Annotated in this window: 17 protein-coding genes; 8 read left to right on the top strand and 9 right to left on the bottom strand. The window is 72.2% G+C overall.

What is annotated here, in order from left to right; all coding sequences use genetic code 11:
* The first annotated feature begins 4 nt into the window (after nt 1-4).
* From AB0J74_RS07755 to AB0J74_RS07745, 3 genes are read left to right on the top strand one after another with little or no spacing between them, the layout of a single operon-like run.
* The gene (locus AB0J74_RS07755) at nt 5-589 is read left to right on the top strand and encodes an NADH-quinone oxidoreductase subunit B family protein (protein ID WP_363445806.1); all 585 of its coding nucleotides are present in this window, start codon (nt 5-7) and stop codon (nt 587-589) included.
* Nucleotides 590-1,378, top strand: a complete 789-nt coding sequence (locus tag AB0J74_RS07750; RefSeq protein WP_363445804.1) for an SDR family NAD(P)-dependent oxidoreductase — start codon at nt 590-592, stop codon at nt 1,376-1,378.
* 38 nt (nt 1,379-1,416) lie between these two features.
* On the top strand, nt 1,417-2,718 hold the full coding sequence (locus tag AB0J74_RS07745) for a DUF2252 domain-containing protein (protein ID WP_363445802.1): 1,302 nt from the start codon (nt 1,417-1,419) through the stop codon (nt 2,716-2,718).
* Here AB0J74_RS07745 and AB0J74_RS07740 read toward each other — a convergent pair.
* The 6 genes from AB0J74_RS07740 to AB0J74_RS07715 all read right to left on the bottom strand — a co-directional run bounded on the left by AB0J74_RS07740 (nt 2,711) and on the right by AB0J74_RS07715 (nt 10,934).
* Entirely contained in the window at nt 2,711-3,583 is an 873-nt protein-coding gene (locus tag AB0J74_RS07740) for a prenyltransferase/squalene oxidase repeat-containing protein (RefSeq protein WP_363445800.1), read from the bottom strand. The genes AB0J74_RS07745 and AB0J74_RS07740 overlap by 8 nt on opposite strands.
* Before the next feature lie 85 nt (nt 3,584-3,668).
* Complete coding sequence (moeZ, locus tag AB0J74_RS07735; RefSeq protein WP_363446586.1) at nt 3,669-4,880, bottom strand: adenylyltransferase/sulfurtransferase MoeZ; 1,212 nt, start codon at nt 4,878-4,880, stop codon at nt 3,669-3,671.
* A gap of 79 nt (nt 4,881-4,959) precedes the next feature.
* Nucleotides 4,960-5,847: a DUF3152 domain-containing protein gene (locus AB0J74_RS07730; protein ID WP_363445798.1), complete on the bottom strand. Its 888-nt coding sequence runs from the start codon at nt 5,845-5,847 to the stop codon at nt 4,960-4,962.
* 46 nt (nt 5,848-5,893) lie between these two features.
* A complete protein-coding gene (locus AB0J74_RS07725; protein WP_363445796.1) occupies nt 5,894-6,658 on the bottom strand; it encodes a DUF3152 domain-containing protein in 765 nt (254 codons plus the stop codon).
* Between the two features lie 138 nt (nt 6,659-6,796).
* Nucleotides 6,797-7,759 carry an alpha/beta hydrolase gene (locus AB0J74_RS07720; RefSeq protein ID WP_363445794.1) on the bottom strand — a complete coding sequence of 321 codons (963 nt, stop codon included), beginning with the start codon at nt 7,757-7,759 and terminating at the stop codon, nt 6,797-6,799.
* Between the two features lie 31 nt (nt 7,760-7,790).
* The gene (locus tag AB0J74_RS07715) at nt 7,791-10,934 is read right to left on the bottom strand and encodes a hypothetical protein (RefSeq protein WP_363445792.1); all 3,144 of its coding nucleotides are present in this window, start codon (nt 10,932-10,934) and stop codon (nt 7,791-7,793) included.
* Nucleotides 10,935-12,750: 1,816 nt separating this feature from the next.
* On the opposite strand from AB0J74_RS07715, the gene AB0J74_RS07710 reads away from it, so the two are divergent.
* Together AB0J74_RS07710 and AB0J74_RS07705 are read left to right on the top strand one after the other, a co-directional pair.
* Nucleotides 12,751-13,419: a TetR/AcrR family transcriptional regulator gene (locus AB0J74_RS07710; RefSeq protein ID WP_363445790.1), complete on the top strand. Its 669-nt coding sequence runs from the start codon at nt 12,751-12,753 to the stop codon at nt 13,417-13,419.
* A gap of 92 nt (nt 13,420-13,511) precedes the next feature.
* Nucleotides 13,512-13,736 (top strand): DUF3107 domain-containing protein, encoded by a 225-nt coding sequence (locus tag AB0J74_RS07705; RefSeq protein WP_363445788.1) that lies wholly within the window; start codon nt 13,512-13,514, stop codon nt 13,734-13,736.
* Nucleotides 13,737-13,740: 4 nt separating this feature from the next.
* Here the strand turns inward: AB0J74_RS07705 and AB0J74_RS07700 are convergent, their stop codons facing one another.
* Nucleotides 13,741-14,415, bottom strand: a complete 675-nt coding sequence (locus AB0J74_RS07700; RefSeq protein ID WP_363445786.1) for a ferritin-like fold-containing protein — start codon at nt 14,413-14,415, stop codon at nt 13,741-13,743.
* 285 nt (nt 14,416-14,700) lie between these two features.
* Between AB0J74_RS07700 and AB0J74_RS07695 the strand changes: the two genes are divergently transcribed.
* Entirely contained in the window at nt 14,701-16,347 is a 1,647-nt protein-coding gene (locus AB0J74_RS07695) for a DEAD/DEAH box helicase (RefSeq protein WP_363445784.1), read from the top strand.
* A gap of 225 nt (nt 16,348-16,572) precedes the next feature.
* On the opposite strand, the gene AB0J74_RS07690 is transcribed toward AB0J74_RS07695, so the two are convergent.
* Nucleotides 16,573-17,229 carry a biliverdin-producing heme oxygenase gene (locus AB0J74_RS07690; protein ID WP_363445782.1) on the bottom strand — a complete coding sequence of 219 codons (657 nt, stop codon included), beginning with the start codon at nt 17,227-17,229 and terminating at the stop codon, nt 16,573-16,575.
* Nucleotides 17,230-17,310: 81 nt separating this feature from the next.
* Here AB0J74_RS07690 and AB0J74_RS07685 point away from each other — a divergent pair, with 81 nt between their 5' ends.
* Nucleotides 17,311-18,468: an SAM-dependent methyltransferase gene (locus AB0J74_RS07685; RefSeq protein WP_363445780.1), complete on the top strand. Its 1,158-nt coding sequence runs from the start codon at nt 17,311-17,313 to the stop codon at nt 18,466-18,468.
* Here the strand turns inward: AB0J74_RS07685 and AB0J74_RS07680 are convergent.
* On the bottom strand, nt 18,465-18,863 hold the full coding sequence (locus tag AB0J74_RS07680) for a hypothetical protein (RefSeq protein ID WP_363445778.1): 399 nt from the start codon (nt 18,861-18,863) through the stop codon (nt 18,465-18,467). The two genes, AB0J74_RS07685 and AB0J74_RS07680, sit on opposite strands and share 4 nt — an antisense overlap.
* 347 nt (nt 18,864-19,210) lie before the next feature.
* Between AB0J74_RS07680 and AB0J74_RS07675 the strand changes: the two genes are divergently transcribed.
* Nucleotides 19,211-19,618 carry a helix-turn-helix domain-containing protein gene (locus tag AB0J74_RS07675; protein ID WP_363445776.1) on the top strand — a complete coding sequence of 136 codons (408 nt, stop codon included), beginning with the start codon at nt 19,211-19,213 and terminating at the stop codon, nt 19,616-19,618.
* Nucleotides 19,619-19,620 lie beyond the last annotated feature (2 nt).

The raw sequence follows: 19,620 nt of genomic DNA, 5'->3' as shown, positions 1-19,620 counted from the left end.
GATCGTGGAACTGCCCGCGGTCCTCGGCGAGCCGATCAAGTTCGTGCTCAACTGGGGCCGGCGCTACTCGCTCTGGGTCTTCAACTTCGGCCTGGCCTGTTGCGCCATCGAGTTCATCGCCAGCAGCATGGGCCGGCACGACTTCATGCGGCTCGGCGTGATCCCGTTCGCGCACGGGCCGCGCCAGGCCGACCTGATGGTCGTCTCGGGCACGGTGACCGACAAGATGGCACCGGCGATCAAGCGGCTCTACGACCAGATGCCCGAGCCGAAATACGTCATCTCGTTCGGCGCCTGCTCCAACTGCGGCGGGCCCTACTGGGACTCCTACTCGGTCACCAAGGGCGTCGACCAGATCATTCCCGTCGACGTGTACGTGCCGGGCTGCCCACCCCGCCCGGAGGCGCTGATGCACGGCATCCTGCGCCTGCAGGACAAGATCGCCGGTGAGCCCGCCGGCCCGGGTGGCACGCCGCGGCCCGACCCGCTGGCCTCGCGCGAGGCGCTGACCGCGCCGCTGGTGACACCGCCGGGCGGCGCCGGCAGGGCGCTCGGCTATCACGGCCCCTCCAGCGAGGGCCGCGACTGAATGGCACGGATCCTCATCACCGGCGCGTCCGACGGACTGGGGCGCGCGCTGGCGGTCGCGCTGGCTGCCCAGGGGCATGACCTCCTGTTGCACGGCCGGCACACCGAGCGGCTGGCGGCGGTCGCCCGGGAGACCGGCGGCGTGGCGATGCAGGCCGACCTGGCCGACCGCGCCGCGGTCCGCGGTCTGGCCGCGGCGGTCGCCGACCATGTCGACGGGCTCGACGTGCTCGTCAACAACGCCGGAGTCGGGTTCGGGGCGCCCGGCGCGCCCCGCGAACTGACCGCCGACGGCACCGAGTTGCGCCTGGCCGTCAACTATCTGGCGCCCTACCTCCTCTCCCGGTTGCTCCTGCCCTTGCTCCGCAAACCGGCGACCGCTCGGATCGTCAACGTCGCGTCGATCGGGCAGGCCGACATCGACCTCGACGACCTGATGATGGCGCACGGGTACGACGGGATCCGGGCCTACCGCAGAGCCAAGCTCGCGATGATCTGCGACACGTTCGACCTCGCCGAGCAACTCGCCGGCACCGGCATCACGGTCAACTGCCTGCATCCGGCCACGCTGATGCCGACCACGCTCGTGAAGGTCGCCGAGTTCGCGCCCGTCGACAGCCTCGAGCAGGGGCTACGCGCGACGCTGCGGCTGGTCGAAGACCCGGCGCTGGCCGGCGTCACCGGCCGCTACTTCGACGGGCTGCGCGAGGAGCGGGCCCGGGCGCAGGCCTACGACCCGGCGTTCCGGGCCGCGCTGGCCGCCCGCGCGGCCGTGTTGACGGAATCCTGACATGACCGGGGTGGCGGGCGAGGTCTAGCGTTCGGCGCATGACCAACGAACGGCGTTCCACCCAGTTGGTGGACGTGTTGACCACCGAGTTCGGCCAGTTGATGGCCCTCGACCCGGCCGCCTTCCGGCGCAAGTTCCGCAAGATGGCGGCTTCGCCGTTCGCGTTCTACCGGGGCAGTGCCGCCGTGTTCTACGCCGACCTGGTCGGCGAGTTCGCCGACGACCGGTTCCTCGACGAGCGCACCAGTCGGGTGTGGATCCACGGCGACCTGCACGCGGAGAACTTCGGCACCTACATGAACGGCTCGGGCGAGCTGGTCTTCAACGTCAACGACTTCGACGAGGCCTACGTCGGGCCGTTCTCCTGGGACCTCAAGCGCTTCGCGGCCAGCATCGCCCTGATCGGCTACGCCAAGGCGCTCTCCGACGAGGCGATCAGCGACCTGGTCGGCACGTTCGCCGACGCCTACCTGACCGAGCTGCGCGCGATCGCGGCCGGCGGCGACGACGCGATCGGCTCGATCACCCTGGCCAACGCCGACGGCGTGCTGCGCACCGTGCTGCAGCAGGCCCGGCTGAACACCAGGGTGGCGATGCTCGACCAGCAGACCACCATCGACAACTACGATCGGCGGTTCGCCCTCGGCGACGGCGTCTTCGAGGTCGACGACGCCCGGCGCGAGGCGGTCTGCGCGGCGTTCGACGGCTACCTGGCCACGCTGCCCGCCCAGCGGCCGGTCGCCACCCGGATCAAAGACGTCGTGCTGCGCAAGGGCGTCGGCATCGGCTCGGCCGGCCTGCCCTCCTACAACCTGCTGCTGGAAGGGCACACCCAGGCGCTCGAGAACGACGTCGTCATCTACATGAAGCAGGCCCAGGTGCCCGCGGTGGCCCGGCACATCACCGACGGCCGGGTCAGCGGCTATTTCCACCACCAGGGGCACCGCACGGCCGAGTCGCAGCGGGCGCTGCAGGCACACGCCGACTCGTGGCTGGGCTACACCGAGCTCGACGGCATCGGGCAACTGGTCGCCGAGGTCTCGCCCTATGCCGCCGACCTCGACTGGTCCGACGTCAACGAGCCCGACGAGCTGGCCGGCGTGGTCGCCGACCTGGGTCGGGCGGTGGCCCGGATGCACTCGGTCGCCGACGACGAGTCCAACCACGACCTGGTCGACTTCTCGACCGAGGAGGCGATCGTGGCCGCGGTCGACAAGGACGAGCGCGGGTTCGTCGGGCACCTGGTCGAGTTCGCACACCGCTATGGCGTACGCGCCCGCGAGGATCACCAGATCTTCGTCGACCTGTTCCGCAACGGGCGGGTGCCCGGCCTTACCTGAACGCCCGGAACGCGGCCAACGTCGTGTGCACGTCGAACGCCTCGCCGTCGTCGCTGGCCCACCCGCCGTCGCTGCGCTGGGTCTCGGCCAGCCGGCGGCGGGCGGCGGCGAGCAGCGTGTCGTCGGTCGACAGGCCGACCCGGCGCAGCGCCGACGCCATCGCGGTGACGTCCGACGGAGTCATGTCGCGGACCCGGTCGGTCAGCACGACCTGGATGCGCGCGGACTCGTAGTAGAGCTCCTGGCGGTAGAGGACCGCGGCGCCGAGCCAGCTGGTGGCCAGGAACGAGGCCCAGGTGCCCTCGGCGTTGACGGCCGACACGAGCGCCTGCGCCGCGCCGTGCACGACACCGGCGTAGACGCCGCCCGGCCGGTGGTCGAGCGGGCCCGCCGGGCGCGCGTCATGGCCGGCGACGGTGAGCCAGAACGCGGCGTTGGCGGTCAGGTAGAGGCGGGCCTCGGGGTCACCGGGCGTGGCCCACGGTGGCGCCCAGCCGGACAGCGACTCGTCTTCCTCCCAGCTGCCGTCGGGCCGCTGGCAGGTGGCGAGCCAGTCGAGGGCGCGCCGGGCGGCCGGGCGGCCGAGCGCGCCGAGGTCGTCGAGTTCGGCGAGGCGGAAGCAGGTCGCGTCGACGGACGCCACGTCGCCGCCCCAGATCGCCGGCCAGCCGCCGTCGGGTGCCTGACCGACCTCGGCGTCGTCGAGGATCGCGGGCTGTGGCGGTGCGCCCACGCGCAGCCAGGACAGGCGGGCACGGTCGACCGCGTCGCCGTGGGCGACGATGAAGCCGATCGCCGCGTCCAGATCCACCACGGCCGAAACGGTACCGCCGGAAAGGCGATTCCGCTTCAAGCGGTTGGCCAAGGTCAACGACCCGACGGCCTGGTTTAGATCCGTGAAACGACAAATCCCGGCACCGCACGGGTGCCGGGATTTCGGGTGTCGTGGCTCAGTAGGCGGGCAGGCTCGGGTCGATCTGCTTGATCCACGAGAGCACGCCGCCCTGGAGGTGCACGGCGTCCTTGAAGCCGGCCGCCTTCACGGCCGCCAGCGCCTCGGCCGACCGTACGCCCGACTTGCAGTGCAAGACGATCTGGCGGTCCTGCGGCAGCTGCGACAGCGCTTCGCCGTTGAGGATGTCGCCCTTGGGGATCAGGGTCGAGCCCGGGATCCGGACGATCTCGTATTCGGCGGGCTCCCGGACGTCGACCAGGAAGAAGTCCTTGCCGGCGTCCTGCCACTCCTTGAGCTCCCGAGCGGTGATCGTCGAGTCGACGGTCGCCTCCTGGGCCTCGACGGAGACCGCGCCGCAGAAGTCGTCGTAGTCCTCCATCAGGTCGGTCAGCGTCGGGTTCTCGCCGCAGAGCACGCAGTCTGGGTCCTTGCGCACCTTGATCTTGCGGTAGGACATCTCCAGCGCGTCGTAGACCGTCAGGCCACCGACCAGCGGCTCGCCGATGCCGGTGAGCAGCTTGATCGCCTCGGTCACCTGGATCGCGCCGATCGAGCCGCAGAGCACGCCGAGCACGCCACCCTCGGCGCACGACGGGACCATGCCGGGCGGCGGCGGCTCCGGGTAGAGGCAGCGGTAGCAGGGGCCGTGCTCGGCCCAGAAGACCGACGCCTGGCCGTCGAAGCGGTAGATCGAGCCCCACACGTAGGGCTTGCCGAGCAGCACCGCGGCGTCGTTGACCATGTAGCGGGTCGCGAAGTTGTCGGTGCCGTCGACGATCAGGTCGTAGTCGGCGAAGATCTCCTTGACGTTGTCACGGTCGAGCGCCGTGTTGTGGATGACCACGTTGACGTAGGGGTTGATCTCCTTGACCGTCGCGGCGGCGGACTCGGCCTTGGACCGGCCGATGTCGGACTGGCCGTGGATGATCTGCCGCTGCAGGTTGCTCTCGTCGACGGTGTCGAAGTCGACGATTCCCAGCGTGCCGACCCCGGCCGCGGCCAGATACATCAGCGCCGGCGAGCCGAGACCGCCGGCGCCGACACAGAGCACCCGGGCGTTCTTGAGCCGCTTCTGCCCGGTCACCCCGACGTCCGGGATGATCAGGTGGCGCGAGTAGCGGCGGATCTCGTCGACGGTGAGCTCGGCGGCGGGCTCGACGAGCGGGGGCAATGACACGGTGAGTCTCCCCGGGGAATCTGGTCGGATCGATGTGGTGGTGCCGAGCAATTGTTGCTCGCGGCACGCGCGCCTGCCATGACACGCGCCACGCGCCCGCCATCCGGGATCAGGGAATAGGCGGGCCGGTCTGCCGCCGACCATCCAGGTAGGGCCAGCCGTTGGGCAGGCAGCCCTGCATGCCGAGGGTCTGCTGCTGCATCACCGGTGCGGCGGCGCCCGGTGACGGGCAGGCCTCGTGCTGGTGGCCGAGCTGATGACCGACCTCGTGATTCACGGCGTACGCCTGGTAGAGGCCCAGTGGCGCCTCGAACTCGGGCACCGCACCGAGCCAGCGGTCGGCGTTGATGATCACCTCGCCGCCGAGCTGGCACGAGGTGTAGGCGTCGGTGTCCAGGCCGCCCTCGGCGCACATCCGCTCCGAGGTGCCAGCGCTGGCCAGGTAGATGGTGAAGTCGGCCGGTTCCGCGGCGCCGACGCGTTGCAGGCGCAGGCGGCCGTCGGCGATCCAGCTCCGCGGGTCGCCGAGGACGGCGTCGACCGAGGCCGCGAACGGCGCGAGATCGAGGCCGATGCCCTTCTCGACCGCGACGTGGAAGTGCTGCGTCTGCGTGCCGCTGCCCAGTGGCGGGCCGCTTACGAGGTCGGTGCTGAAGACGCCTGGGCCGGTGTGCGGCGGGCTCGGGGCCCGGGCCTGCGTCTGGGCCTGGGTCTGGGCCTGGCCTTGGGCCTGGGCCTGGGTCGGGGCTTGGGCCTGGGTCTGGGCTTGGGCCTGGCTCGGTGGCGGGTTCGGTGCTGGTTCGGCGGGTGTGCTGGTGACCGGGGCGCTCAGGTGTTCGTCGGCCGGTCGGTTGACCATGACGACGGCGCCGACCGCGCCGGCGGTGGCGAGCAGCGCCGCGACGAGGAGGGGGACGCGCCAGGACGCACGCCGGGCGGGGGCCGGCTGATCGGGCTTGGTGTCACGGAGCGGGGTGCCTGGGATCGGCGTCGCCATGAGCAGACACGATGCCAGGCAAACCTGACAATCGGGCCCTATTCGCTCAAAGTGGCGGTCCCGTGTTGAGCTTGCCGTTCACGTACGGATACGGGTTCGCCTTGCAGCCGTTGAGGAAGAGCGTCTGCTGCATCATCACCGGCGCCGGCTTGTCCTTGCCCGGACACCGCACGTGCGAGTGCCCGAGTTCGTGGCCGGTCTCGTGGTTGGCCACGTACGTGCGATAGACCGACAACGGGACCTTCGCCGCGATGAAGTGCGGCACCGACATGTTCCAGCGGTCGAGGTTGATGATGACCTTGCCGACCGTCCGGCACGACGTGTAGGGCTCGCCGTTGTTGTTCGTGTTGGTGCCACCCCGCGCGCACATGTCGTGCGAGGTGCGCATCGTCGCCAGATAGACGGTGAAGCTGTAGGGCTCGCCCTCGGCCACCCGCTGCAGGCGCAGGTTGCCACTCGCGATCCAGCTACGCGGGTCGCTCAACGCGGCGTCGACCTGGTCGCCGAACTTCTCGATGTCCTCACCGGAGCCGTTCTCGACCGCGATCCGGTAGCGGCGCAGTGTGCCACCCGTACCCGCGATTTTTCCGGTGGTCTGCCCGTATTTGAAGGTGTTGTCCCCGCGTTCCGGGGGTGTGCCGGCGAGGCGGTAGACCGGCGGCGCTTTGGTCGGCGCGACGGTCGGCTTCGCTGTGCGCGTCGGCGTCGTGCTCGGCGTCCCGCTCGCGGCGGCGATGTCAACCGCTGGCGGCTGCGCGTCGCCCGGACGGAGGCCGAAGGCCAGCAGCCCGATTCCAACCAGGAGCGACACGGCGGCGACGGTGAGTGCGCGGGCCGAACCCCGACGGCCACGCGACCGGCGGGACCGGCCGCGAGGAGGTGGGGACTGCCTCGCGTTGATCATGCTGCGCACACCCTGCCACAGCGGAGCAGTTCGCGTCGACCCTGGTCAGACTGACGTGCGTTCACGCTCGTATTCGTCGAGCAGCGCCGCGACGCCGCGCGCCACGATGCGTGGCACCTCCATCTGCGCGACGTGACCGACGCCGTCGAGGATCAGTAGGCGGCTGTCGGGGATCGCCTTGGCCACCTGGGGCGCGACCCGGATGTCGACCAACCGGTCCTGCCGCCCACCGATCACCAGCGTCGGCGCGGTGATCTGGGCGGCGATCTTCCACATCGAGTTGGCGCCGGGGAGATATGCCCGCAGGAAACTGCTCACCAGCCCGCGCAGCGACCGCACGTAGGCGTCGGCGTAGTGGGTCGCCTCGTAGCGGACCTTGATCTCCTCGATCGCCTCCCGGCGGCGCTGCTCGCTGACCCGGGTGACGTCGTTGAAGCAGGCGGCGATGACCTGCTCGGCCATCTCCTCGGGGGCCAGCCGGCCCATCATCCAGGCGGCGACGCGGTCGGCGCGGGGCAGCGCGAGCAGGGGCACCACCGGACCCTGCAGCGAGCGGCGCGGGTCCAGGAACGGCATCGCCGGCGAGACCAGGGTCAGCGTGCGGACCAGGTCGGGCCGCAACCCGGCGACCCGGACCACGACGGCACCGCCCAGCGAGTTGCCGAAAAGGTGCACCGGGCCACGGCCGCCGACCTCGATGAACCGGATCATGCGATCGGCGAACGCCTTGATCGTGTATTGCTTCGTCGGGTCGCTGCGGCCGAAGCCGGGCAGGTCGACCGCCTGGCCGTGGAGCCGGTCGGAGAGCAGGTCGGCGAGGTCTGTCCAGTTGTGCGAGGAACCGCCGAGCCCGTGCACGTAGAGCGCCGGCTCCGCGTCGGACCGGGTCGCCGGGGTGTCACGTACGAAGATCTGCTCGCCGTCGATGACGACCATCCGGCCCGGCCACGGTGGCGGCACCCGGTCAGGCCCGAAGGCCTCGTCGGCGCCGAGCAGAGCGCGCTTCATGAATTGATTGTGCCCGGCGCTGTCGCCTTCGTCAGTCGGAGAGCAGCGCTTCCAGACGACGATTTACGGCAGCAAGGGTGGCACGGACGACAGCTTGCCGCGGATCACCCGAAACCAGGGCAGAGCCGGCAAGCTGCTCAACCCACCCACCGCACACGAGAAGCACGACGACGACCGCGACCTCACAATTCCCGAACGGTACGACCGCCGCGTGCTCGACGAAGCAACGCCCCCGGTCGTCGTCGCGCGGCGCGGTGCGCAGCAGTTCGTCGATCGCGGCGGCGGCGGAGACGGCGCACAGCCGCAGCACGTAGCCGTCGACGGCGGGGCCGGTGGCCAGCCCGTTGGCGAGCTGCTTGCCCGCGGCCAACCGCGTCTCGACAGTGGCGTCCAACCCGAACGTGCTGACCTGCACGTGGTCGATCACCACCCGCGGCCCCGGCGTGGCGCCGGGATTGAGCGGCCGCGACGGTGCCGACTCGGTCGTGCTGATCTGCCCACCCGAATAGGCGGTGGCCGCGGCCGTCACCGGATGCCCCCCGATGCTGCCGATGATCCCCGCGGCGCTGCCGAGGTCGGGAAACGAGCCCGGCACCGGTTGCCCAGGCGGGTCGGAGGCGACCCGGCGGCTGCGACTGGCCTCGCGCTGGCCGCCGTAGAGGTGGCCGCGCTCGGCGTCGTCGCCCCCAAGCCGGGGTGTCGCCTCCGGCTCGGGCGTTGCGCCGGCGGCCAGGTCGCGGGTGTCCACACCGGACTGCCCGCCCACCTGCGCACGGCCACGGTGTGACGCGGCCGGCCGCTCGGGCGACGGTTCGAAGCCCGGCGGCTGCGCCGGGGAGGCCTCGGTCGGCCGCGCGGGCGGCGCATCGCTCGGCCGGGCCGCATCTCGTGGGGCGTCCAGCGGGCGCGCTGCCGGACGTGCGCCGTCCACCGGCTGCGGTGCTGCCTGTCCTCTGGCGTCTGCCGGCCGCGGTGCCGCTTGTCGCGCCGCGTCTACCGGCCGCGGTGCTGCCTGTCGCGGCGCGTCTAAAGGCTGCGGCGCTGCCTGTCGCGGCGCTTCCACCGGCCGTGGCGCTGCCTGTCGCGGTGCTTCCACCGGCCGTGGCGCTGCCTGTCGCGGTGCTTCCACGGGCAGTGGCGCTGCCTGTCGCGGTGCGTTTGCCGGCCGTGGTTCTGCCTGTCGCGGCGCGTCTGCGGGCCGTGGCGCTGCCTGTCGCGGTTCTTCCGGCCGCGGCGTGGCCTGTCGCGGAGCGTCCGCCGGCCGCGGCGCGGTGGCGGCGTCGGCCGGTGCCGGCGGCAGATACCCGCCGCTCCGAGTGAACCCGACCGGCGGTGTATCCCCGCCCAGCGCCGACTCACCCGGCTTCATCCCCGGCAGGTTCTGCGGCGCGGCGGCAAGCCCCATCCGCTCCTGCAACAGCCGCGCCACGTGCCGACTCACGTCGGCGGCGTCGGCTCCATCGGAGAGATCGAGCCGAAGGCTGTGCGCCCCGGCCGGCGTGGTCCGCAGGCGGGCGCCCTTCACCCCCGCTACGCCGCGCACGGCGGCAAGAATCGCCTCGACGTCGAACCCGTCTGGCCGCTCCTGCTCGGCCGGCGAATCGGGCCGCCGCAGATGCGTAGCGATCCGCGCCAACTGCGGCGGATCAGCCGGCGTGTCAGAGGGCGGCTCGGGAACGGTAGGCACGTCAGGCTCGGCCGGCACCCGCTGCGGCAACCCGGAAAGCTCGTCAAGCATGTCGTCGACAACGGACCGCGTCTCACCGGTGGGCGGCTCGGTCCGCCGCCGGTTCGGGTCGCCGTAACCGGCACCGTCACTTGCCGGACCGTCGGCATACCCGCCGGTGCCGTGCGGCCCCTCCGGTGCGAACCCACCAGCCGAGGGCTGCACACCAAACCCACCGGGCGTGCGCTCCCCAGCGAAGCCACCGCCGGACGCTTCCCCACCGGGCGCACGTTCCCCGGCGAACCCACCGCCGGATGCCTCTGGGCCGAACCCACCGCTCGCGGGGGCCTGACCGAATCCACCGCCATGCCCGTCCGGAGCGAATCCGCCAGCCGAGGGGTCGCTGTTGGACCGCCCCGCGCCGAACCCGCCGCTCGAACTATCCTGGCCAAATCCACGGTCAGCGCCGTCATTCGACCCGCGGGCGCTCGTGCCGCCGCCGGCAGATGCCGTGCTGGAGTCGTCGCCGGTCTGCTCCGCGCCGAACCCCCCGGTCGCCCGGTCGCGGCCGAAGCCGCCGCGCGTGCCGGCGCCGAACCCGCTGCGGTTGCCGTCCGCGCCGCTGACGGCTTCGGAGCCGGTTACCTCCGGCATGAAGCCGTTGGAGCTGTGCTCCGCGCCGAACCGACCGCCGCCGCCCGACGCGAACCCGTCACCGGGGCTCTGCGCGCCGAAACCGCCGCTGCCAGCCGCGGTTCGCCCGTTGGCCGCAGGCTCGTCGGCGAAGCCACCGGTGGTGTGCCCTCGGAGCAGGTCTCCCAACGGATGGCCGCCGGTGGACGGTGCCGGGTCGCCGGAGCGGGCGCCGTCAGACCGCGCGCGGTCACCGTCGTGGCTGGCCAGGCGCAGAGGTGGCCGGGCGGGCGGGTCGTCAGCCTCGACGCCATCGCCCGCCGGGCCGGACGTCTCGCTGGCCGGTGGCGGGGCCATCGCGGCCCGGCGACCAGGAAGGTCCGTCGGCTCGTCGGCATCGCCCGGTTCGACGGCCGGCACGCGGTCACCGCCGCCGGGGAAGGCACCGGTCAATGGTGTGGTCTGGGGTGCGACCGGGTCGCTGCCGCCCGGGAAGGCGCGGGTCAACCGGCCGGGCGTGGCCGGCTCCCCGGCCGGCGCGTTCGGCGGGAAGCTGCGGGTGAGTCCGGCCGAGCGCCGGTCGATCACCGGGAAGTTGCCCGAAGCGGTCCGCTCGCCGCGGTAGTCGGCCTCGTCCTCCGGACGATCGGGCTCCGGCGCCGACGGCACCGCCTGCAGGCCGGGATGGCCACCGGCGATGGTGGGGTGGCTACCGGTCAGGAACCGGCCCTCGTCCCCCGACGGCGCGGCACCGCCGCGGATGTAGCCAGGCAGCGTGTTGCGCGTCGGGTGACCGGCCGTCTGGAAAGCGCGCCGGTTGGGCAGCGTGCCGTCATCGCCGGCCACGGACGCGGTCGTGCCCGCATTGGGTGGCATCGCAGCTCCCGGGCCGCTGACCGGCCGCGCGGCGGGCGACGTGCCTCCGCCGGAACCGCTGACCGGGCGCAGCCCAGCACCAGGACCGCTGACCGGCCGCGCGGCGGGCGACGTGCCTCCGCCGGAACCGCTGACCGGGCGCAGCCCGGCACCAGGACCGCTGACCGGCCGCACCGCTCCGCCCGAACCACTCACCGGGCGCAGCCCAGCACCAGGACCGCTGACCGGCCGCACCGCTCCGCCCGAACCGCTGACCGGGCGCAACCCAGGCGGCAGCTCCGCACCGGAAGCGGCCCCTGCCCGAAGATCGGGCGGCAACTCCGCGCCAGGACCGCCTACGGACCGCGGACCGGCCGACAACCCGGCGCCAGCATCACTCACGGGCCGCAACCCGGGCGGCAGCTCCGCACCAGAACTGTCCCCAGGACGAAGGCCGGACGGCACCCCCGCGCCAGCACCACTCACCGGCCGCAACCCGGGCGGCAACTCCGCACCGGGACCGCTGACCGGCGGCAGCGCGCCACCCGGTCCGCCGACCGGCGGTGTCACGGCACCAGGATCGCTGGCCGGACCGGCTGGCGTCGGCGCCCCGGGACCACCGACCGCCCGCAACGCGGCCGGCGGTGGCGGGTCGACCGGTTGCTCGGACGATGTCGGCCGCGGCGCGGGCACCGAGATGCGCCCGCTCGGCACCGACGAGGTAGCTGCGGGCGGCGGCGCCGCCGACCAGGGCCACTCCGGCGCCCACTCGGGCCCGGGACGCCGAGCGGCCGGCGCGGCGCCGGCCGGATAGGGATCAGCCTCGGTGGGCGTCCCAGGCGGCACGTTCTCGGTGGACGCCCCGGCAGCGACCGCGCCGATCGGCGGAAAGCCACCACCGGACGGATCAGCATCGCCAGGCCGCTGGCCGACCTCGCCGGTCACCCAGCCGTCAGCCGGCGGTCCCGGCTGCCGGACATCACCGCTCGCCCAGCCATCCGGCGACGGTCCCGGCGGCCGGACATCACCGCTCGCCCAGCCATCCGGCGACGGTCCCGGCTGCCGGACATCACCGCTCGCCCAGCCGCCCGGCGTTGGTCCCGGCGGCCGGACGTCGCCGGTGGGATTTGCGGCCGGGTCGTGGCGCGGGCGGAAGCGGACCGGTGGCGGTGGGGCGGGCTCGTTGAAGCGCGGCGGTGCCGGTGGGAAGGCGGAGGCGAAGGGGCCGGGCAACTCGTCGGGCGCGCTCGATGACGGGTCGGATTGTGCCGGCGCCCAGGCGGGCGCCCACGGTGACGGCGGCTCGGGCAACGGCTCGTCGCTCGGTGGCGGGCCCCAGCCGCCGGCGGCGGCGCGCGGCCATGGCGCGGGCTCGTCGCCGCTGGTCTGGGTCGGTATCGGGGAGTGGCCGGCGTCTTCCAGATCACCCTCGTAGGGGTAGGGCGGCGCGCTGGCCGAGTGCACCTCGGCCGAGCCGTTCACGTGTTGCCGCGGCTGCCGCGTCGCCGGAACGATCGGTGTCAGCAGGTTGGCGTAGCGCGACCGGTGCCACGCGGACTCCGTGCCCGGCTCACGGTCGCGGTCGGCCCAGGCTTCGCGGTCCCGGGCGGGAGGCGGGTTGCCGCCACCGCCCGGTGCGTCGCCGGGTTGACCTGAATCATCCACCGTGCACTCCTCGGTCGCCCTCGCTGAGGCTACCGTGTGGTCACGGTCGCGATAAGTTGCAATCGCGGTCCAATTCGGCGACCGATGCGATAGGCACCGATCCGGTCGGCGCGCGGATGGGTGGCAGAGGGCAGTCGGCGGTCGATGTGATGTGGGATTTTCGGAGGTAATCATGGTGGCGGCTTCGGGCGATGGTCAGCCGGACGGACGGCCGACCCGGCTGCCCCGGTCTGCGCGCCGCAAGCAGCTGCTCGCGGCCGCGCAGGAGGTGTTCGTCGCGCAGGGCTATCACGCCGCGGCGATGGACGACATCGCCGAGCGGGCCGGCGTCTCCAAGCCGGTGCTCTACCAGCACTTTCCCGGCAAGCTCGAGCTCTATCTGGCGCTGCTCGACAAGCACTGCGACGCCATAGTCGCGAAGGTGCAGGCGGCGATGGAGGCGACCAACGACAACAAGGAACGCGTACGCGGTGCGGTCGAGGCTTATTTCGACTTCGTCGACCACGAAAGTGAGGCGTTCCGGCTGGTCTTCGAGTCCGACCTGCGCAACGAGCCGGCGGTTCGGGAGCGGGTCGAGCGGGTCGAGCGGGGCTGCATCGCCGCGATCACCGACACGATCATCTCGGACACCGGCGTGAGCAAGTCCCGGGCCGAGTTGCTCGCCTCGGGGCTGGTCGGCGCCGCCGAGACCGCCGCGCAGTTCTGGCTCGCCGGCGGCCGTCAGGTGCCCAAGTCCGAGGCCGAGGCGCTGCTCGCCGGGCTCTCCTGGCGCGGCATCGCCAGCTTCCCCCTGCAGGGTGATCCCCAGGAAGGCGCCTGGACCGAAGGCGAACCGGCCTGACACGCAAGCCGCCTTCGTCGTTCACCCCACGAATCGGATAGCCTTCCCAGCGGCGGCGGTATCGACCGCACGCCGCGACGAGGAGGGCTTCCGTGGAGGTCAAGATCGGCGTGCAATACGCGCCGCGCGAGCTGGTCATCGAGAGCTCGCAGTCGTCCGCCGAGGTGGAGAAGAGCGTCACCGAAGCGATCGCCAACGAGGGCACCCTGTCCCTCGTCGACGAGAAGGGCCGCCGGGTGATCATCCCGGTCAGCAAGCTGGCCTACGTCGAGATCGCCGAGTCGTCGCCCCGCTCGGTCGGCTTCACCGCCCGCTGACCAGCTAGTTGTTGAGGCCCAACGCCGACATGCGCGCGCTGTGCGCGATCGTCATGCGACGGAAGAGGGCCTGCACGGCCGCCTGATCGCCACCGCTCGTGACGATCAGGGTGGTCAGGGCCGCGCGTTGGCCGGCCACCCGGGTCGCCTGCGAGAGCACCTCGCCGACCAGGCGGCGGGCCCACATCGAGAGCCGGTTGCGGGTCTTGGGGTCCGCCTCGATGGCCGCCCTTATCTCGGTGACCGCGAACTCGTCGTACCGCTTGTCGTGGATCACGTCGAGCACCAGTTGGCGGTCGGGCTCGTCGATCAGCTTGGCCATCTCGTGGAAGAAGTCGTCGGCCACCCCGTCGCCGACGTAGGCCTTGGTCAGCGCCTCCAGCCAGTCTTTCGGCTCGGTCGAGTCGTGGTAGGCCTGCAAAACGCCCACGTAGGGGGTCATCGCCACTTCCGGGTCGGCGCCCAAGGCGGTCAGCCGCGCGGCCACCCGGCCGTAGTTGGCGATCTCCACAGCGGCCATCTCGCTCAGCGCGGCACGGCGGCGCAGGTCGGGCGCGAGCCGGGCATCGGCCGCCATCCGCTCGAAAGCGGACAGTTCGCCATAAGCCACCATCCCGAGCAGGTCGACCAGGGCCTCGGCCGCGGTGGTGGAAGCCGGGGCGGCAGCGGAACCAGTCACGACCGCAGGCTACTCCCGCGGTCCTGGTGGCGAGAGGTGCGCCACACGCCGAGCCCCACGGGGAGCATGCGCCTCACGTTCGGCACCGATGTCTTGCCAATCCGGTAACATGGTCACGTTAGCCGTGGGCGTCGCGCGGTCCCGCTCAGCGGGGCATAGCCAACCCGAGACCCACGGCACGCGTGTGCGGCCCGCGACTCACCTCGCGTGTGGCCCGCGCGATACCCAAATATCGCGCCCTACGACACGACGGGGCGCACCACGAGAGGGCACCCCGACAACCACATGAGTGACTTGATCGAATCCGCGGGCGACGCGCTCGTCCCGAACGCACCCATCCGACCCGACTCCCCCACTTTCGCCGAGCTTGGCGCCCGCCCCGAAACCGTAGAGGCCCTCGCCGCCGCCGGCATCACCAACTCTTTCGCCATCCAGGAATACGCGATCCCGATCGCGATGCGCGGCACCGACCTGATCGGCCAGGCGCCCACCGGCACCGGCAAGACGCTCGGCTTCGGCGTCCCGCTGCTCGAGCGGGTGTTCGCGCCCGGCGAGGGCTCCGACGGCGTGCCGCAGGCACTTGTCGTCGTGCCCACCCGCGAGCTGGGCCTCCAGGTGGCCAAGGACATCGCCGCCGCTGGCCGTACCCGTGGCATCCGGGTCCTCCCGATCTATGGCGGTGTCGCCTACGAGCCACAGGTCGAGGCGCTGCGCACCGGCGTCGAGATCCTCGTCGGCACCCCTGGCCGCCTGCTCGACCTGGCCAAGCAGAAGCAGATCCGGCTCGACCGGGTGCACGCGCTGGTGCTCGACGAGGCCGACCGGATGCTCGACCTGGGCTTCCTCGACGATGTCGAGAAGATCCTGGCGATGCTGCCCGAAGACCGGCAGACGATGCTGTTCTCGGCCACCATGCCCGACCCGATCGTGACGCTGTCGCGCCGCTTCCTGCGCCACCCGGTCACGATCCACGCGGGGCACACCGCCGAGACCGGGCCGTCGCCGCAGACCCAGCAGCTGGTCTACCGCACCCACTCGCTCAACAAGGTCGAGGTCGTCGCCCGCATCCTGCAGGCGCAGAACCGCGGCCTGACCATGATCTTCACCCGCACCAAGCGCGCGGCCGACCGGCTCGCCGAAGACCTCGACTTCCGCGGCTTCGCGGTGGCGGCGGTGCACGGCGACCTCGGCCAGGGCGCCCGGGAGCGGGCCCTGCGGGCGTTCCGCGCGGGGAAGATCGACATCCTGGTCGCCACCGACGTCGCGGCCCGCGGCCTCGACGTCTCGGGCGTCACCCACGTGATCAACTACGACTGCCCGGAAGACCAGGACACCTACACCCACCGCATCGGCCGCACCGGCCGGGCGGGCGCCACCGGCGTCGCGGTCACGTTCGTCGACTGGGACGACATGCCGCGCTGGCGGATCATCGACAAGACGCTCGGCCTGGACATGCCGGAACCGCCGGAGACCTACCACACCTCCGAGTGGCTCTACTCCGACCTGGACATCCCGACCGACATCACCGGCACGCTGCCTTCCGCCGAGCGCACCCGCGCCGGCCTCTCGGCGGAAAAGGAAGAAGACCTTGGCGGCGGCCGCCGTCGTGGCCCGGCCGCGCGCGCCGAGCGCCCGGCCCGCACCCGGTCCCGCCGACGCCGCGGGGATACGCACGACGGCGCGGAGCCGGCAACCTCGGACGCGGAGCCGGCCGGCGTGGCCGACACCGCCGAGCCGGCAGCCGAACGCCGCCCCCGCCGCCGGCGCCGGGCCGGCGAGGTGGTCACCGCTGAGGCGACGTCGACCGACACCGAGTCGGCGGCGGTCGCGGTGGCCGACCCCGACGGCGAAGCCCCGGCCAAGCCACGCACCCGTCGCCGGCGCCGTTCCCGCGGCGGCAGCGGCACGGCCGCGGCCAGCACCGACGCCTGAGAAACGACAAACCGAGCGAGGCAGGGCCGTTGTCGGCCCTGCCTCGCTTGTTTGTGTGGATCAACCCTTGCTCTGCACCAATGCGGGAAGCGGAAAGCCGGAGAACGCCAGGCGCCCGCACGTGCTGCCTATACGGCAGCAGAGCAAAGCCTCGCCGGTAGCCGCCCTAGACGTGCTGCCTATATGGCAGCAGAGCAAAGTGCCGCGATACCGCCGGGTGGCGCGCTACGCGGCCTCGGCGGGCGACGTCGCCAAGGCCTCGAAGACGGCGCGGTTGAGGGCGAAGGCCCTCTTCACCTCGTCGATGAAACGATCCTGCTCCGTCGCCGACCACGGCGCCGCGTCGAGGAGTTCGCGATAGCGGCGCTTCACCGCACCGATCGCCACCCCCGGGAACTCGTAGAAACGGGTGCCGTCGGCCGCCAGGCCGTACTCCCGCCGCAACGCCTTTCGGACCAGTTGGCCGCCGGACAGGTCGCCCAGGTAACGCGTGTAGTGGTGGGCCACGTACGCCGGCGGGTCGGAAGCCGCAGCGGCCAGGCGGGTCAGGTAGTCGCGGGTGGCCGGCAAGGGGCTGATCTCCGAGCGCCACGACGGGCCGCGCAGGTCGTGCAGGTCGGCCGCGATCGCCGGCAAGCGCTCCAGGCCGAAACCGACGAAGTCGCCGGCCACCGGGTCGGTCCGCAGGGCGTCGCCGCCGCGTTCGAGGGCCTCGTAGATGAAGTAGTGCTGGCTCGCCAGCCGGGTATACGCCGCCACGTCGAGCCGGCCGGCCATCAGGTCGGTGACGAACGACGTGGTCTCCGCCGCCTCGTGGTCGGCCCGGGTCAGTGCCCGGACGCGGGCGGCCAGCCCGACCTCGGCATCAGCGACGTGCACCATGGCCAGAGCTTAGGGGAACCTAACCTAACGGTCCAGGGACGCCACCCGAGAGGGATCCGGCGGAGCGGGGACAATAGAGCCATGCCCGAAGATCTGTCCGCCGCGCTCGCCGAGGTGCGCGACCTGCTCCTCGATCCCGGCCTGACCCGCGCGGTCGCGGCCGGGCGGCGCCGGGGCACCGAGCCGTCGGTCGTGCGGGCCGAGCTTCGGCCCGTCGCGCTCAAGGCCGGCCGCCGGCTGCAGATCGTCACCAACGACGGCGCCCGGCCGCACACCCGCAACGTCGCGCCCGGCCCGGAGGCCGAGGCCGCCGTCGACGCGCTGCTCACCGAGCCGTTCGGCAACTGGCACGTGGAGAGCGCCGGGTCGACCGTGCAGCTGCGGGTGACCAAGAAGGGCGACGCCCAGGTCCACCGGCGGGACAGCACCGACGACGGCAGTGCGCCGCCGCAGGAACACGATCGGGTCCGCGAGCACCTGCTCGACCCGGGCGACCCGCTCTTCGCGGTGATCGGCGGCAGCGCCGCCAAGCGGCGGCAGGTCGACGCGTTCCTGCGGGCGCTGGCCGCGACGCTGCCCACCGAGGGGCTGCCGAGCCCGTTGCGGGTCGTTGACCTGGGTTGCGGCAACGCCTATCTGACCTTCGCGGCCTTCCGCTATCTCACCGCGCCGGTCGACGCCGGAGGCCGGGGGCTCGACGTCGAGATGGTCGGCGTCGACGTACGCGAGGACCAGCGGGACCGGAACAACGGGCTGGCCGAGAAACTGGGCTACGCCGACCGGCTGCGGTTCGCCGCCGGCACGATCCTGGAGGCGGCCGTCGAGCCGGCCCCGCACCTGGTGCTCGCCCTGCACGCCTGCGACACCGCCACCGACGAGGCGCTGCACCGGGCGGTCGGTTGGGGCGCCGAGTGGATCCTGGCCGCGCCCTGCTGCCACCACGACATCGCCGCGCAACTGCGGCAGAAGCCGGCACCCGGCCCGTACCAACTGATCACCGCTCAAGGGATCCTGCGCGAGCGATTCGCGGACGTGCTGACCGATTCGCTGCGCGCCGCCCTGCTGCGCGGGCAGGGCTACAAGGTCGACGTGACGGAGTTCATCGACTCGGCGCACACGCCGCGCAACCTGCTGCTGCGGGCCCGGCTCACCGGCACACCTACACCCCGCACCGAGTACGACGAGCTGGTCACCACCTGGCAGGTGCGGCCGCGGCTGGCACAGCTGCTGAACAGCTAGCGCCGGCGCTCGCGGTCGCCGCCCTCGCGGGTGGCCCAGCCGCCGGAGTCGTCGGGCACCGCGCTCGGAAAGCGCAGCACGTTGCCGGGGTCATCGGCGCCCTGTGCGGCAAACGCGGACCAGGAGATCTCGACGAGCATCTTGCGTGTCTCGGCATGCCGGTCGGCGGCATTGGCCTGCAACGCCAGCCGAATGCCGAGGGCCACGCCGGCCAGCGTGGTGGTGATCGCGCCGGCCGTGGCGAACAGATGCCACCCGCCGACCTGGCCACCCTGGATCGCGAGGATCAGCAGCCAGGCCCAGAAGCCCAGCGCGAATATCCCCGCCTTTACGACGAAGAAGAGGCTTATCGCGCCCGGTCGATAGGGAGCCGGGCGGTCTTCTGGTGGGGCCATAGTCGCATCCCGTCGTTCTTTGCTCTCGGGGCGTGAGCATAGACGACGGGTAACGGCCTCGTAAGACGGTGAAACGGGGGACGCCCGCGGTGTGGTGTCTCGCCGACCCCCCGCCGGCGGGACACCACACCGACACGCCACAAACCCAGAGCTCGTGGCCACAGCGCCGGACCAGGCGGGGCGGAACGCCATGAGCGGGTCCCGCGGACGGGGCCGGGTCCGGTACCCGGTGACTCTAGAACAGTCCCGCGGATGGGACTAATAGGCCGAACGGCCCGTTGCAATCTCGGCCGCGCGGGTTACCCTTTCCGGTGACGATTCTCGACCGCGGGGAGGGCGACAGGCCGATGGCCACAGATGACTCGCCGCAGGCAGCGTTCGCACGCTTCGTCCGGCGGGCCGTCGACGATGCCAAGAACGCCCGCGGTTGGACGGTCAACGACCTGGCTTCCGAGACAGGTGTCGGTCGATCCACGTTGTTCCGCTGGCTGGCCGGCGACTGGCACGACTATCCCGAGCTCGCCAAGGTGCAAAACTTCTGCGCCGCACTCGACGTGCCGGTGTCGGCGGCGTTCCGGGCGCTCAACATGCCGGGCCGCAGCCCGGGCGTGACCGCCCGGCCCAGCCGGGTCGACAAAGACCTCCAGGTCATCCTCGACCGGCTGACCGACCCCACGGTCTCCACCGCGGAGAAGCGGCACATCCGCGAGGCCCTGCGCCGCCTGGCCACCCGGCCGATCCGCAAGTCCGCGTAGGC

Origin of the sequence: Asanoa sp. NPDC049573, from assembly GCF_040676615.1 — a bacterium.
GTDB lineage: Bacteria > Actinomycetota > Actinomycetes > Mycobacteriales > Micromonosporaceae > Asanoa.
Note: the sequence above shows the minus strand (reverse complement) of the source record. Positions and strands in the feature narration are given on the sequence as shown.

Excerpts from the sequence above, each read along its gene's own strand:
- AB0J74_RS07720 (WP_363445794.1), bottom strand. The coding sequence starts at position 7,759 with ATGAAGCGCGCTCTGCTCGGCGCCGACGAGGCCTTCGGGCCTGACCGG.
- AB0J74_RS07695 (WP_363445784.1), top strand. The coding sequence starts at position 14,701 with ATGAGTGACTTGATCGAATCCGCGGGCGACGCGCTCGTCCCGAACGCA.
- AB0J74_RS07675 (WP_363445776.1), top strand. The coding sequence starts at position 19,211 with ATGGCCACAGATGACTCGCCGCAGGCAGCGTTCGCACGCTTCGTCCGG.
- AB0J74_RS07730 (WP_363445798.1), bottom strand. The coding sequence starts at position 5,847 with ATGGCGACGCCGATCCCAGGCACCCCGCTCCGTGACACCAAGCCCGAT.
- AB0J74_RS07710 (WP_363445790.1), top strand. The coding sequence starts at position 12,751 with ATGGTGGCGGCTTCGGGCGATGGTCAGCCGGACGGACGGCCGACCCGG.
- AB0J74_RS07680 (WP_363445778.1), bottom strand. The coding sequence starts at position 18,863 with ATGGCCCCACCAGAAGACCGCCCGGCTCCCTATCGACCGGGCGCGATA.
- AB0J74_RS07750 (WP_363445804.1), top strand. The coding sequence starts at position 590 with ATGGCACGGATCCTCATCACCGGCGCGTCCGACGGACTGGGGCGCGCG.
- AB0J74_RS07745 (WP_363445802.1), top strand. The coding sequence starts at position 1,417 with ATGACCAACGAACGGCGTTCCACCCAGTTGGTGGACGTGTTGACCACC.
- AB0J74_RS07685 (WP_363445780.1), top strand. The coding sequence starts at position 17,311 with ATGCCCGAAGATCTGTCCGCCGCGCTCGCCGAGGTGCGCGACCTGCTC.
- AB0J74_RS07690 (WP_363445782.1), bottom strand. The coding sequence starts at position 17,229 with ATGGTGCACGTCGCTGATGCCGAGGTCGGGCTGGCCGCCCGCGTCCGG.
- AB0J74_RS07715 (WP_363445792.1), bottom strand. The coding sequence starts at position 10,934 with ATGCCACCCAATGCGGGCACGACCGCGTCCGTGGCCGGCGATGACGGC.